We start from the raw sequence: 14532 nt of genomic DNA on the forward strand, positions 1-14532 counted from the left end.
ACGGGCCGGCGCCCGGTGGGGCCTGCACTACTACACCGGCTCCGTGGTGTCGGGGCTGATCGGCGACCTGGAGGAGCACGCCGCCCGGGCCGGCAACCCCGTGCTGCGGGGACCCAGCGAACACAGCCTCGCCTGCGGCGCGCTGGCCCGCTGGCAGCTCGACGGGGCGCCGTTCCTGATCGTGGTCACCAGCGGGATGATCGACGAGTTCCGCGGCACGCTGGCCAACCTCCGGGAGAGCCGCGCCCGCGGATTCATCGTCTGCGCCGACTCGTCACCCGGCGCCTGGTTCCCCTTCCAGGGCACGGTGCACGCCGCCGAGGACTCCCGCGAGGTGCTGCGGGCCCGCGGCATCCCCTTCCACCACCTCGACGACCCGGCCCGCCTGGACGCGCAACTGCACGCCGCGTACGCCTCGTTCGAGGAGGACCGCGGACCCGTCGTCCTCCTCGCCACGCCGGCGGTGCTGCGCGCCCCGGCGCGCGCCGGAAGCCGCCCGCCCGTGCCGCCTCCGCCGCCGCGGCCCCTCACGGCCGTCCGCGAGGACGAGCTGGCCCCCGTCATGGAGATCGTCAACCGCGGCCCGGACCGGGTGCTCTGGCAGTGCGGGCGGCTCGACGCGGAGGAGGACGGCCTGGTCCACGACATCGCGTCCCGCGCGGGCATCGCCCTGGCCGACTCGCTCACCCGGCCCGGCACCGTCGCCCGGTTCCGGGACGGCCGCGCCGTGCCGTACTACCTCGGCACGCTCGGGCTGTACGGATACGCGGACCGCGTCCACGACTTCCTGCACCGCGGGGGCAGCCTGCGCCCGCGGGACGAGCAGTGCCTCTTCTTCCTCAACAGCCGTGTCCCCGAGGCCGCCACCCCCTTCTCCCCGCGCGCCCTGGCCCGGTCCCTGCGCATCGTCCAGGTGACCCGGGAACGCGGGCACCTGGCCCCCTTCGCCGACCACCCGCTGGCGTGCGACGCGACCGCGTTCCTGCGCGCCGTCCGCAGCCGGCTCGACGTGCCGGACGAACTGCGCGCCCGGCGCGAACGCGCCATCGCGGAGAGCCGCGACAGTGCCTCCGACGTGGTGCACACCCTGCCGGTGCGGCCGATGAGCGCCAACTACTTCTTCGCCCGGCTCGGCGGGGTGCTCGACACCCTCGTCCGCCGCCACGGATACAGCTGGACCGGAGTCTTCGACGTCGGCCGCGGCGGACTGTCCGCGATCCGCAACCTGCCCCGCACCGGCCCCGGTTTCTCCGGCTGGTACGGCAGGGCCCTGATGGGCGACGCCCTCCAGGCGGTGCCGGCGCTGGCGCTCACCCGGGACGACAACGTCCTGGCGTTCGTCGGCGACGGGGCCGCCGCACTGGTGCCCGACATCGTGCCCACCCTGGTGCAGGAGGTCACCGTCAACGGGCACCGCCTCGCGGGGAACCTCAGCGTCTTCCGGCTGGTCGACGGCGGCCACTCGGTGATCCGCACCTACCGCGAGGGACGGCAGGCCGGAGCCGCCGGGCGCCAGACCCAGGTCCTGCACCTGCTGGACGCCGACGGTCAGGCCGACTACGGCGGCCTGACCGTCACCCGCCGCCGCCTCGACGACGTCGACCACGACGAACTCGCCGCCCGCCTGCGCAGACCCGGGACGGTCGACCTCTACACCGTGCCGCTGGCGCACAACAACGAGGGCGACGGCCTGAGTCTGCTCTCCTCGCTCGGCTGGCAGCGCGACCGCCTCCCGGACCTGACCTTCGCCATGGCCCGGCGCCCCGCCCACTGAACCTCCCCGCGTGCGGGCCCCACCCTGCTCCGCGCCCCCCCCTCCCGCCGCCGTCCCGCCGTCCGGCCCTCGCGCCCGCCGGCACCCGCTCGCCCGTTCCCAGACGAAGGAGAGCCCGGTGAAGTTCGGCTTCCTGGCCCACGCCGTCAGCTCCGCCCACCGCAACCAGGTGCGCGGCCTGGACCTGCTGGGCCGCCTCCTCGACGACCACCGCGGCACCGTGCGGGCGCCCGGCAGGCGGCTGCACGTCCCGCTGCCGATGCTCACCTCGGTCACCTCGCCGACCGGCGACCGGTGCGACGGCGAGGTCCGCGGTCTGGCCTTCACGGCCGAGCAGATCCTCGCGCGGCCCACCGCGTCCCGCGAGATGGTGGCCGCCGAGGTGGCCGCGCTGCGGGACGCCGGAGCGGAGATCGTCGGCCTGGGCGGCGCCACCTCGATCGTCGGCGACCGCGGGCTGTGGACCGCCGCCCGGGCCGGCGTCCCCGTCACCAGCGGCAACGCGCTCACGGCCTACGCCGCCCACGAGGCGCTGCGCCGCTGCGCGCGGCTGCTCGGCCCGGCGGCGTCGGACGCGCCCGTGGTGGTCGTCGGCTACCCGGGCTCGATCGCCCTCGCCGTCGCCCGGCTGCTGCTCGCCGACGGGCACCGCCTGGAACTGGTCGTCCGCCGGGGGCGCGCCGCCGGCGGGCTGCTGCGCTGGCTGGAGCCGGCGGAACGCGAGCGCGTCGCGCTCCTGGACGACATCGCCCACTGCTACGCCGCCCCGCGTCTGTACGTGGCGGCGACCTCGTCGGGCGGGGTCGTCGACACCGCCCGGCTGCACCCCGGTTCGGTGGTCGTGGACGTCGCCCTGCCCCGGGACGCGCCGCTGCCGCCCGCACGCCGCGACGTCCTGGTCGTGGACGGCGGCCTCGTCAGCGCCACCGACTCCGTGCGCATCGGCGACGGCGGCCTCCCCGCCCCCACCCAGCAGCTCAACGGCTGCCTCGCCGAGACCCTGGTGCTCGCCCTGGAGGGGACGGCCGAGAACTGGTCCCTCGGCCGGGAGATCGACGTGGACAAGGTGCGCCGCATCGGCCGGCTCGCCGCCCGCCACGGCTTCCTGCCCACCCCGCTCGCCATGTTCGGCCGCCCCCTCGCCGACGACGACATCGCCCGGCTCGGCACGCACCACACCCCGCGCCCCCGTCCCGGCACGCCGCGTCCTGCGGTCACCGGCGCCGCCGTGGACGCACGAGGCGCCGCGGAGGACATCGCCGCCGGCGGCGCACCGGACGCCGCCGAGGACATCTCCGCGGCGAGCCGGCGGCGCTTCCGCGATCACGTCAACCCGCCCCTGTCCCGGCTGTTCGCCGCCCACGGGATGGACCGGGTGTTCACCCGCGCCGAGGGCTGCGTGCTCACCACCGCGGACGGCACCGAGTACCTGGACTTCGTCGCCGGGTACGGGGCCGTCAGCCTGGGCCACAACCATCCGCGGGTGGTCGGGGGCCTGCGCGCCTTCCTGGAGCGGGGCGCCCCCGCCTTCAGCCAGTACGTCTCGGTGCCGGTGCAGACCGGCGAACTGGCCGAACGGCTGAGCGCCCTCTCCCCGGGCGGACTGGAGCGCGTCTTCTTCGGCAACTCCGGCGCCGAGGCCGTGGAGGCGGCGCTCAAGGTGGCCCGCGCCGGCACCGGCCGCACCCGCCTGGTCCACGCCGACAACAGCTACCACGGCAAGACGATGGGCGCGCTGTCCGTCACCGGACGCCGGGCGCACGGCCGGGCGTTCGCGCCGCTGCTCGGCGACGTCGTCTCCGTCCCGTACGGCGACACGGCGGCCCTCGCCCGGGTCATCGAGGGCGCCGCGGCGTTCGTCGTCGAACCGGTGCAGGGCGAGGGCGGCGTGGTGCTGCCGCCGCCCGGCTACCTGCTGGAGGCGCAGCGCCTGTGCCGCCGCGCCGGAGCCGCCTTCGTCCTCGACGAGATCCAGACCGGACTGGGCCGCACCGGGGCGATGTTCGCCGCCGCGCACGACGGCCTCGAACCGGACGTGGTGTGCCTCGCCAAATCGCTGTCCGGGGGGCTGGTCCCGATCGGCGCCACCCTGGTGCGCGCCGGGCTCTGGGACGCCGCCTACGGCAGCACCGACCGGGCCGTGCTCCACTCGTCGACCTTCGGCGGCGGCAACCTCGCCGCCGCCGTGGGCCTCGCGGCGCTGGACGCCGTGGAGGAGGAGAACCTGCCCGAGCGGGCCCGGGTGACCGGCGCACGGCTGCGCGAGGGACTGCGCGCCGCCTGCGCCCCCTACGGCTTCGTGCGCGAGGTGCGCGGCATCGGACTGATGAACGCCATCGAGTTCGACGGGGACTTCTCCGGCGCCGCGGGCGCCCTCGCCGACGAACTCCTCACCCGCCTCCCGGGCGATCTGCACGGCCTCGTCGACTGGCTGCCCGACGACGTGCGGACCGCGGTGCGCCGGGCCGGCGAGGCGCTGGAGTCCTCCCTCGGGGACATGCTGTGCCTGCGCTTCGCCGCCCAGCTCGCCCGCGACCACCGGATGCTCACCTTCGTCACGGCCAACAGCAACCGGGTGCTGCGCATCCAGCCCCCGCTCACCCTGACCGACCGCCAGGCCGACGCCTTCGTGGCCGCGGTGTCCGCCGTCTGCGCCGATCTCGCGCTGCACGCCGACACCGTCACCGCGCCCGCCGCACCCCTCCCGCCCGACCCCACCTCCGACCGAAGGACGAACCGATGACCACAGGAACCACCTCGGCCGACGCGATCCTCCACCGCGTGAGCGAGCTGCTGGAGGAGAAACTCGGCCTCCTCCCCGAGGAGATCACCCCGCAGGCCCGGTTCAAGGAGGACCTCGGCCTCGACTCGCTGGACATGGTCGAACTGCTGACGATCATGGAGGCGGAGAGCGGGCGGCCCGTCGACGACGACGCGGCGCCCGGGCTCGCCACCGTCGGCGACGTGGTCGGCTACCTCGTCGCGCACGGGAGCGGAGCGCAGCGGTGACCGGGCCGCGGGTGGTCGTCACCGGCGTCGGGCCCGTCACACCGATCGGCACCGGACGGCACGATTTCTGGCAGGCCCAGCTGAAGGGCGTCAGCGGGATCCGCACGATCACCCGCTTCGACGCCACCGGCCTTCCGGTCCGCATCGCGGGCGAGGTCGACCTGCCCCCCGGCCTCGCCCCCGGGCGGCGCGAGGAGCTGGCCACCGACCGCTCCACCCACCTCGCCCTCGCCGCCACCCGGCTCGCGCTCGACGACGCGGGCCTGGACCTCGGCGCCCTCGACCGCGACCGGGTGGGCGTGGTCATCGGCACGGGCGCGGGCGGTGCGAGCAGCTGGGAACGCAACGCCCGCCTGCTCCAGACGGACGGGCCGCGCCGGATCGGCGCCCGTTCGGTCGTGATGTCGATGGCCAACGCGCCCTCGGCGAACGTCGCCATCGCCCATGGGATCACCGGCCCCAGCACCTCCGTGGTCACCGCCTGCGCCTCCGGCGCCGAGGCGCTGATCACGGCCTCCCAGATGATCGTCTCCGGCGAGGCCGACGTGGTGCTGGCCGGCGGCGCCGAGGCGCCCGTCACCGCACTGATCGTCGCGGGCTTCGCCCGGGCCGGGGCCCTGTCGCTCCGCAACGCCGAACCCGAGCGCGCCGCCCGCCCGTTCGGCGCCGACCGGGACGGCTTCGTGCTGTCCGAGGGCGCCGCCGTCCTCGTGCTGGAGTCGGAGGAGCACGCGCGGGGCCGGGGCGCGGAGGTGCTCGCCGCTCTGGAGGGTTACGGGCGGACGTCCGACGCCCACCATGTGGCAGGCCCCCACCCCGAGGGCGCGGGCGCGGCCCGCGCGATCCGCCGGGCGCTGCGCTCCGCCGGCTGGGCGCCCTCGGACGTGTCCTACGTCAACGCCCACGGCACCGGCACCCGTTACAACGACGACGCCGAGGCCAAGGCCCTGCGGGCCGTGCTGGGCGGCGCCGCCGCGCACGTCCCGGTGTCGGCCACCAAGTCGATGACCGGTCACGCACTGGGCGCGGCGGGGGCCGTGGAGGCGGTGGCGAGCGTGCTGGCGCTGCGGCACGGGATTGTCCCGCCGACGCTCAACCTCGACTCACCGGATCCGGCCATCGGCCTCGACGTGGTGGGCGCCGAACCGCGTCCGGCGGAGCTGCGGGCCGTGCTGTCCGACTCCTTCGCGTTCGGCGGTCACAATGTGGTGCTCGCCTTCGGATCCTGACCCCCGGCGACCCGCCGTGACCTGCGCTTTCGCGAGCGGCTCCGGCTCCGGTCCCGGCTCCGTGCCGCCGAGCAATCTGGGAGAAGACGGGCCTTTGCCCGCTCTGCAACACTCGGCGGACCGGGGGCCGGAACAGGCCCCCGGCCGGGCCATGGCCAGGAAGGGCCGTCTTCTCAGCGAGCGGAACTGCTCCCCGAGTGCCTGCGGCTTGCGCCCTTCGGCCCACGGTTGAGGCGGTGACTCCTGGAATGGAACGGACTGCCGCACTCATCGGAAGGACACGACATGCACGACATGCACGTCACGCGTCCGGTCTGGGACGAGCTGAAGGTCTGGGACCGGCTGCCGGTCTGGGACTGCCTGCCCGTCTGGGACCGCCTGCCCGTCTGGGACGAGCTCAAGGTCTGGGACGAGCTGAAGGTCTGGGACTGTCTCCCCGTGTGGGACGAGCTGAAGGTCTGGGACCGCCTGCCGGTCTGGGACGAGCTGAAGGTGTGGGACGAACTGCCCGTGTGGGACGAGCTCACGGTGTGGGACGAGCTCACCGTCTGGGACCTGATCCAGGTCTGGGACGCCCACGAGCAGGGTGAGTCGACCAAGGTCTGGGACCTGGCCGCCGTCTGATCCCTCCTGGCCCGGGGTCTTTCGTCCGGATGAGGGCACGCGAGCCCGCCGAGATCCGGACGAGAGGCCCCAGGGGTGAACCGACCCCGTCCGGCCGACCGCAAGCACCGGTGCAGGGCCTGGGGCCCCCGGGCCCTGCACCGGCTCCACGGCGGCCGGGACACGACCGAAGGAACGACCGCCGTGACGCAGATGGACGACCCCCCGGCCCCCGCCGCGCGACCCGTGCCCGGCACCTTCACCGTTCGCCCCGGCGTACCGGACGACTGGGACGGCCTCCTCGGGCCCGGCTCCCCGGCGACGCTCAGCCGCCGCTGGATCACCCTGGCCGAGGGCCGCATCCCCGGCGGCGCCCGCACGCTGGCGCTGGAGGGCGAACACGGCCCCTCGGTGGCCCTCGTCGGAGGCCCGGTCGAGGAGCCCACCGGCCATGTGCGCTTCGACCCCTTCCGGGTGCTCTCCGGCGGCAGCGCCGGCGAGGGCGTCGCCGAACAGGGGCCGCACCCGTGGCGGGGACGCGCTCCCGAGGACGTGTTCCCGTGCTGCCTGCTGATGTTCCCCAACTACGAGACCGCCCCGGCGGGTCCGGACGCCCACGACCCGGCGGCCGTCGGCCGCTGGGTCGACGGACTCGTCGCCTGGGCCCGGGACAACGGCATGCGCTCCGTGGCCGGCCTCTTCCTGCGGCCCGACTTCCCCGCCTTCACCGGCGCCCTGCGCGAGCGCGGCTTCGACATCGTCCCCATGGTCGACCGCTGCGACATGGACGTCACCTGGCAGGACTTCGACGGCTACCTCGCCACGCTGCCGCGCAAGCGCCGCTTCGCCGTCCGCCGGGAACTGCGCGACATCGCGCTGCGCGGCGTCGTGGTCGGCGAGCGGCCCGTCCGCGACGAGGAGCCGGAACTGGTCCGGCTCCGCCACCAGATCGTCACCAAGTACGGCGGCGTCCCGGACGCCGAGCGCGAGGCCGGCTCGCTGCGCCACCTGCGCGACCACTTCGGCCCCGAGAACGTCACCGTCGTGGAGGCCCGCCAGGACGATGCGCTGCTCTCGTTCAGCATCCTCGTCCGCGACGGCGGGCAGTGGACCGTGCTGATGAGCGGCACCGACTACGACCGCCCGGACGCCTCCTTCACCTACTTCGCCACGATGTTCTACCGGCCCGCGGAGCTCGCCCCCCGACTCGGGATCACGTCGATGGCGTACGGCCTGGGGACGCTCCAGGCGAAGAAGCTCCGCGGATGCACCGTCAACACCCTTTCCGCGGCAGCCCTGCTGCTCGACCGATGAGGAGAAGTCCGTGCCGCAACAACCGGTACCGCACCACGACGGCAAGGTGCTGCTCGTCGCCGACCAGGGGCTCCAGTCCGGTGAGCACCTGACTCCGCAGCAGGTCGACCGCAAGGTGGAGGACTTCTACGAGGGCATCGGCGGCGAACCGTTCTTCCACGCGCTGGCCACCCGCTTCTACGAACTCGTCGCCGCGGACCCGGTGCTCGTCCCGCTCTTCGTCACGGACGACTGGGCGGAGCACAGCGCCCGCCTCGCCGGGCACTTCGTCCGCATGTACGGCGCCAACGACCTCACCGCCGCCTGGGACCCCCGGCTGCACCAGGCGCACAGCCACTTCCTCATCGGGCGCGACCACCGGGTGCGCTGGCTGGAGCTCATCGCCCGGGCCGGCCGCGACATCGGGGCCCCCGAGCCGCAGTTCGGCGAGTTCCTCACCATCATGAAGGTCGCCAGCGGCGAGATGATGGCCGCCTCGCGGGGAGCCGCCCTGGCCCGCGGCGAGCGCTTCCACTGGGACGGGACGCGGGGATGACCGGCACGCCGCTGCGGCATGTCGCCGTGGTCGGGGCGGGAGCGGCGGGGGCGTTCTTCACCCTGGAGCTCTCGCGCCTGAGACCGGACGTGACCATCGACCTCCACGACCGCGACGGCCGGGGGCCGGGCGCCGGCATCGTGATGTCCACCGAGTTCATGGACCGGGTGCGGGCCGGGTTCCCCGACGTCTTCGACCTGCCACCGGACGCCACCGGCACCTGGGACCGCACCCTGACGCGCTTCGGCGACGAGGACATCTGGTCCGGCGCCTACGGGACCGTGGGCCTCGGACGGCGGGCCTTCCACGCCCGCACGCGGGCCCTCGCGGAGGCGGGCCCCCGGGTGCGCGCGGTGCGCGGCACCGTCGCCTCCGCCCCCGGCCGGGCCGATGTGGTGGTCGTCGCCGACGGGGCCGGGAGCGCACTGCGCCGCTCCCGTGTCCAGGCGTTCGGCACGACCGTCACCGAGGGGCGGACCCACTTCCTGTGGGCCTGCGCGCCCGTGCGCCTCGAACCGCAGTTCGTCCTCAAGGACCTGCGCCCGGGGCTGCTGGTCGTCCACGCCTACCCGCACGGCGCCGAGGAGAGCACCTTCATCGTCGAGGCGGACCCCGCCACCCTCGCCGCGCACGGACTGGGCGGGGAGAGGCCCCTGGCGGAGGCGGAGAAGGAACTCGCCGTGATCTTCGCCGACGAGCTGCGCGGCGCGCCGCTGCACGCCCAGACCTCGCGCTGGCAGCCGTTCCGCACGGTGGTCAACGCCCGCTGGCACGACGGGCGGTGGGTGCTGGTCGGCGACGCCGCCCACACCGCGCACTTCTCCATCGGGTCCGGCACCAGCCTGGCGGTCGACGACGCCCTCTGCCTCGCCCGCGCCCTCGCCGGCGCCGGTGACGTCCCCGAGGCGCTCGACGCCTACGAGCGCGAACGCAGGCCCGTGGTCGAGGCCGCGCAGTCCGAGGCCGCGGAGAGCGTCGAGTGGTTCGAGACCCTCTGCCGTCGCGGTCGCGTCGACGGGCACCGCACGGTCTTCGCGTTGCGCAGCCGGCGGCGGATGAACACCTGGTCCCGGCTGCGCGAACGCGACCCGGACTTCGCCGCGCGGACGCTCGCCCACCTCGGGGGCGGGAGCACCGCCACGGCCCCGAGCGAGGTGCCCGCGGCCGTCGGCGCGCTGACGGCGACCAGCCGGCTCGCGGAGGCCGCACTCTCCGCGGACGCCGGCGCCCGGGGCGTCCTGGTGCTGCGCACCGAGGACGGCCCCGTGCGCTGCCCCCTCCTCGACGCGAGGGCCGACCCGTCCGCCTGGCGGGCTTCGGGCGCCCGCGCGGTGGGTCTGCTGGTGGACGCCGCCGGTGCGGCCGGCCTGGCCGGTTACGCCCCCGGTGCGGCGGGCTCGGTCGCGGATGCCACCGATGCCACGGCCCCCGCCGGGTACGCCCCCGGCGCGGCGACGGGTCTCCCGGCCGGCGCCGCCGGTGCGGCGGGCCTCGCCGGCGACGGGGACGGGGCGGCGGCGCTGTCGTCGAGGGCGGCCGGGCGGGGGTTCGACTTCCTCGCCGTGCCCGCGCAGCCCGGCGCGGGCCGTGTCTCGCGCACCCGGCGGGCGGAGGAGCTGACCGCCGCCGGGGTGCTGCCCGTGGTGCTGCTGGCGGACCCCGGACTGCCGCCGGACGAGGCGGACACCCTCCTCGCCGCCGGCCGCGCGGACCTCGTCGCCCGGTGCGCCGGAGCGCCCGGGGGCGCGGACGCGGTGGGGGAGGACGCCGGATGAGCGGCGCCACCCCGGGAACGGCCCCGGCCCGCGGCCCCTGGGGCCCGCCCCGAACGGGCCCCGGATCAGAAGTAGTCGCGCATCAGCTCGGCGGACCAGGCCGGCTCGCGGACCGTGCCCCGGGCGGCGAACCGGGGAAGATACGGCTTCACGTCGAGCACCGGGCTCCCGTCCAGCGCGTCGAGACCGCGCACCGTCAGCGTCAGCCCGTCCACGGCGAGCAACTCGCAGACGGTGACACCGAGATGGTTCGGCCGGTTCGGCGCCCGCTGGGCCAGGATGCCGACCCGCGGCCAGTCCGGGTTGCCGCGCGGGTGCTGCGTACCCCGGCACACCCGGTCGGTCAGGTGGAAGGTGAACACGACCTCCACGTGCGAGTAGTCCGACAGCCCGACCGTCGCCTCCGGCTCCAGCTCGCCGGGGCTCAGCTCGATCCGGCACTCGACGTCCCCCCAGTCGTCCTGTCTGGTCCCCTGCCGGGGTCCGCGGACGACGCCGATGGGCACGAACGCATGCGGCATGGAATCGCCTTTCGCCGGAAAAGTGTGGGTTTTTCCCGATCATGCCCGCGTCCTGACGCCACGTCAATCCTCGTATGCACCGGGAGTCACCGATGACCGAATCCGCGCAGGGGACCCGGCCGGGCCGGCGGTCCTTTCTGTCCGCGCTGCTGCCGGAACCGGGGCCCGGGCGGCTTCTCGTGCTCTGCACGGCCGTCGCCAGCCTCGGCAACGGCCTCTACATGGCGGGCGGCGCCGTCTACTTCGCGCGGGTCGTCGGACTGTCCCCCGGACAGATCGGCATCGGGCTCTCCGTCGCCGGTGTGATGGCGCTCGTCCTCGGCGTCCCCGTCGGCTTCCTCGCCGACCGCTTCGGACCGCGCGGCACGACCGCCGTCCTCGCCCTGTGCAAGGCGGCGATGCTGGTCTTCGCCGTCTTCGTCGACTCCTTCGCCCTGTACCTCGTCATGGCCGCGCTCCTCGGCACCGCCGAGCAGACCGGCCATGTCGCGCGCGGTGCGCTGGTGTCCGGCGTGATGGGACGCGAAGGCCGCGTCAAACTCTCCGCCTACATGCGGTCGGTCTTCAACGGCGGTTTCGCCGTGGCCTCGCTCGCCGCCGGCTTCGTGATCGCGGTCGACTCGCGCTCCCTGTACCTCGCGCTGTTCTGGGGCAACGCGATCGCCATGGTGCTCGTCGCCGGGCTCTACATGCGTCTGCCCAAGGTGCCCCCGCAGCCCCGGCAGCCACGCGGCGCGCGCGAGCCCTCGGCCGTCCGCGACGTCCCCTACATCATGGTCGCCCAGGTGTCCGGACTCGCCCGCATCGGCCCCACCGTGCTCGCCCTCGGCGTCCCGCTCTGGCTGGTCACCCACACCGACGCACCGCGCGCGATGGCCGCCTGGCTGATGCTGATCAACACCCTGATGGTCGTCTTCCTCCAGGTCTACGTCGCCCGCGACGCCGACACCGTGGCCGGCGCGAGCCGCCTCCAGAAGTGGACCTTCCTCGTGCTCGCCGTCGCCTGCGCGGTCGCCGCGTTCTCCGGCGACATCCCCGCCTGGGCGGCCGCGGCCACCCTCGCCGTCGCCACCGTGCTCTTCACCCTCGGCGAGATCTGGGGCGAGGCGGCACGCTGGGGACTGCGCTACGAACTCGCCCCGGAGAACGCACAGGGCCAGTACGGCGGGGTGTTCGCCACCGGGGACGCCCTCGCCGTCATCGCCGGCCCCGTCCTGGTGACCACCGTGCCGGACCGTCTCGGGGCGGCCGGCTGGCTGCTGCTCGCCGTGCTCTTCACGGGCTCGCTCGCCCTCAGCGGACCCGTGACGCGCTGGGCCGTGCGCACCCGCGTACCCGCCGCGCAGGCCGCCGAAGAGAGCAATCTGAAAGGCGCTCCGAGCACGGCGGCGCCGCAACAATGAGCCCCCGGCAGCCGGTTGGGTCCGGCTCGTGCAGAGGAGTCAGCGATGTCCAGTAACCTCCCCGCCTTCAAGGAACTGATCGGCCAGGCGAAGCACTCGGCCATCCACCTCGAGATGCGCGACACGTACACACCGAAGGGCCCGGTGTTCGTGGACTGGCAGGCCGGCAAGCCGATCGAGTACGACCGGCACCTCGACTGGGTCGAGCTCGTGCAGGAGACCCTCGCCCGGGGCGTCACCTGGCGCCGGCTGCGCATCGTCTCCGAGCCGGTGACCGACTTCATCCGGTACGAGTGGGAGACGACCACCATCGTCAACGTCCCCGCGGGCGAGGACGTGCGCTGGCTGCCCCGCAGCCGGGTGTCGGACCTGCTCTTCCCCGGCAACGACTTCTGGGTGTTCGACGGCAAGCTGGTCCGCTTCACCGAATTCCACGGCGACGGCTCCTGGGGGCCGCACACGCTGAACGAGGACCCGGCCATCGCCCGGATGTGCACGGACTCCTTCGAGGCGGCCTGGAAGCGCGGCATCGACCACGCGGACTACACGCCCGAGTGGACGCCCGCCGGGTCGAACGGCTGATCCTGCGGTGGCCGAACCCTACGCACCCATGCCCGGCGACTGGCAGCGCGCGCTGGCCGTCGTCGCCCACCCCGACGACCTGGAGTACGGTCCCGCGCTGGCCGTCGCGGCCTGGACCGCGGCCGGCCGCGAGGTGGCCTATCTGATGGTGACCCGCGGACAGGCGGGCATGGACACCCTGACGCCCGAAGAAGCGGGGCGCATCCGGGAGGAGGAGGAGATCCGGGCCGCCGCACTCGTCGGCGTCAAGGAGATCGCGTTCCTCGACCACCCCGACGGCACCATCGAGTACGGGCTGCCGCTGCGCCGGGACATCGCCGCCGCCATCCGCAGGCACCGCCCCGACATCCTGGTCACGCTCAACTTCCACGAGCGCTGGCGGGGCGGTGACTGGAACTCCCCGGACCACCGCCACGTCGGCCGGGCGCTCCTGGACGCCGCGAGCGACGCGGGCAACCGCTGGATCTTCCCCGAACTGGCCGCCGAGGGCCTCGAACCGTGGAAGGGCGTCCGCTACGTGGCGGTCGGCGGCTCCCCGTTCGCCGGCCACGCGGTCGACGTGACGGGGTGCATGGACCAGGGGGTCGCCGCGCTGGAGGCCCACCGCTCCTACCTCGACTACCTGGACGACCTGGGCCCCGGCCATCCGATGGCCGACGCGCGGGGCTTCCTGGAGAAGAAGGTGCGCACCTTCGGCGAACGGTTCGGGGGCATCCCCGCCATCGCCTTCGAACTGATCGGCGTCTGACGCCGGCGACGGACCCGCCGGGAGCGGAACGGACCGGGCCTTGCGGACACATGCTGTCCGCAAGGCCCGGTACCGTCAGGACATGGCCACCAAGGCGAACCCTCCCGTGCTCGGCGCCCGCGCCCTCAACCGGGCCACCCTGGAACGTCAGCTGCTGCTCCGGCGCGCGGCGGAGTCCCGGCCCACCGCCCGCGAGGCGGTGACGCACCTCGTCGGGCTCCAGGCGCAGAACGTCAAGCCGCCCTACTTCGCCCTCGCCGCCCGCCTCGCGGACTTCGACCCCCGGGAGCTCTCCGCGGCCATGGCCGCCCGCGAAGTCGCCCGCCTGGTGACCCTGCGCTCCACCGTCCACACCCACACCGCCGACGACTGCCTGACGCTGCGCCCCCTGGTCCAGGCGGCCCGCGACCGCGAACTGCGCCAGTTCCGCGCGGGACTCACCGGCGTCGACCCGACACGCCTGGCCCGCGTCGTGCGCGACCTCGTCGAGGAGGAGCCGCGGACCATGAAGCAGCTCCGCGAGGCCCTGCTCGTCCACTGGCCCGACGCCGACCCCTTCGCGCTCTCCGTCGCCGCCCGCTGCACCCTCCCGCTCGTCCAGGTCACCCCGCGCGGACTGTGGGGAGCGAGCGGACAGGTGGAACTGACCACCGCCGAACACTGGCTGGGCCGCCCCGCCGAGCCCGCGCCCGCCGCCGACGACACCGTGCTCCGCTACCTCGGCGCCTTCGGACCCGCCTCGGTCAAGGACATGCAGACCTGGTCGGGCCTGACCCGGATGCGCGAGGTCTTCGAACGCCTGCGTCCACGGCTCCTGGTCTTCCGCGACGAGCAGGGCCTCGCGGAGCTGCTTCATGGTCCGCGGCTCCTCCTCGACGAGGTCGCGCACGACGCGGGCCAGGCGTGTCGGGTCGACGCCGGTGAGTCCCGCGCGGAACTGGCGCAGTTCGCGGTCGCGGGCCGCCTGGACCAGGGGGCGCAGCGTCAGGCAGTCGTCGGCGGTGTGGGTGTGGACGGTGGAGCGCAGGGTCACCAGGCG

At 74.7% G+C, this 14532-nt stretch carries 12 protein-coding genes and 2 pseudogenes; 12 read left to right on the forward strand and 2 right to left on the reverse strand.

Features of this window, described 5'->3' with window-relative positions; genetic code table 11:
* The 8 genes from EAO77_RS39625 to EAO77_RS38000 all read left to right on the forward strand — a co-directional run.
* Nucleotides 1-1774 (forward strand): hypothetical protein (locus tag EAO77_RS39625; protein ID WP_222723759.1); only part of this gene is annotated, 1774 nt, incomplete at its 5' end.
* Nucleotides 1775-1892: 118 nt separating this feature from the next.
* Nucleotides 1893-4517 (forward strand): aminotransferase class III-fold pyridoxal phosphate-dependent enzyme, encoded by a 2625-nt coding sequence (locus tag EAO77_RS37970; protein WP_147992813.1) that lies wholly within the window; start codon nt 1893-1895, stop codon nt 4515-4517.
* On the forward strand, nt 4514-4783 hold the full coding sequence (locus EAO77_RS37975; RefSeq protein ID WP_147992814.1) for an acyl carrier protein: 270 nt from the start codon (nt 4514-4516) through the stop codon (nt 4781-4783). Before EAO77_RS37970 ends, EAO77_RS37975 begins: the two co-directional genes overlap by 4 nt.
* The gene (gene fabF, locus EAO77_RS37980; protein WP_261994351.1) at nt 4780-6012 is read left to right on the forward strand and encodes a beta-ketoacyl-ACP synthase II; all 1233 of its coding nucleotides are present in this window, start codon (nt 4780-4782) and stop codon (nt 6010-6012) included. The genes EAO77_RS37975 and fabF overlap by 4 nt, the downstream gene beginning before the upstream one ends.
* A gap of 285 nt (nt 6013-6297) precedes the next feature.
* A complete protein-coding gene (locus tag EAO77_RS37985; RefSeq protein WP_147992815.1) occupies nt 6298-6636 on the forward strand; it encodes a hypothetical protein in 339 nt (112 codons plus the stop codon).
* A gap of 183 nt (nt 6637-6819) precedes the next feature.
* On the forward strand, nt 6820-7929 hold the full coding sequence (locus EAO77_RS37990; RefSeq protein ID WP_147992816.1) for a GNAT family N-acetyltransferase: 1110 nt from the start codon (nt 6820-6822) through the stop codon (nt 7927-7929).
* 10 nt (nt 7930-7939) lie between these two features.
* A complete protein-coding gene (locus EAO77_RS37995) occupies nt 7940-8464 on the forward strand; it encodes a truncated hemoglobin (RefSeq protein ID WP_147992817.1) in 525 nt (174 codons plus the stop codon).
* On the forward strand, nt 8461-10239 hold the full coding sequence (locus EAO77_RS38000; protein WP_147992818.1) for an FAD-dependent monooxygenase: 1779 nt from the start codon (nt 8461-8463) through the stop codon (nt 10237-10239). Before EAO77_RS37995 ends, EAO77_RS38000 begins: the two co-directional genes overlap by 4 nt.
* A gap of 65 nt (nt 10240-10304) precedes the next feature.
* Here EAO77_RS38000 and EAO77_RS38005 read toward each other — a convergent pair whose 3' ends face one another.
* Nucleotides 10305-10760, reverse strand: coding sequence for an SAM-dependent methyltransferase (locus EAO77_RS38005; protein WP_147992819.1), 456 nt, complete (start codon nt 10758-10760; stop codon nt 10305-10307).
* Between the two features lie 92 nt (nt 10761-10852).
* On the opposite strand from EAO77_RS38005, the gene EAO77_RS38010 reads away from it, so the two are divergent.
* From EAO77_RS38010 to EAO77_RS38025, 4 genes and pseudogenes are all read left to right on the forward strand, one after another.
* A complete protein-coding gene (locus EAO77_RS38010) occupies nt 10853-12163 on the forward strand; it encodes an MFS transporter (protein WP_187283628.1) in 1311 nt (436 codons plus the stop codon).
* 45 nt (nt 12164-12208) lie between these two features.
* The gene (locus EAO77_RS38015) at nt 12209-12745 is read left to right on the forward strand and encodes a DUF6879 family protein (RefSeq protein WP_147992821.1); all 537 of its coding nucleotides are present in this window, start codon (nt 12209-12211) and stop codon (nt 12743-12745) included.
* Nucleotides 12746-12752: 7 nt separating this feature from the next.
* Nucleotides 12753-13493 (forward strand): PIG-L deacetylase family protein, encoded by a 741-nt coding sequence (locus tag EAO77_RS38020; RefSeq protein ID WP_410088773.1) that lies wholly within the window; start codon nt 12753-12755, stop codon nt 13491-13493.
* A gap of 82 nt (nt 13494-13575) precedes the next feature.
* A pseudogene (locus EAO77_RS38025) lies at nt 13576-14379 on the forward strand (winged helix DNA-binding domain-containing protein); the annotation flags it as partial.
* Here the strand turns inward: EAO77_RS38025 and EAO77_RS38030 are convergent.
* A pseudogene (locus EAO77_RS38030) lies at nt 14332-14526 on the reverse strand (DNA glycosylase AlkZ-like family protein); the annotation flags it as partial. The pseudogenes EAO77_RS38025 and EAO77_RS38030 sit on opposite strands and share 48 nt — an antisense overlap.
* Nucleotides 14527-14532: the final 6 nt, after the last annotated feature.

The organism is Streptomyces sp. T39 (assembly GCF_008042045.1).
Lineage (GTDB): Bacteria > Actinomycetota > Actinomycetes > Streptomycetales > Streptomycetaceae > Streptomyces.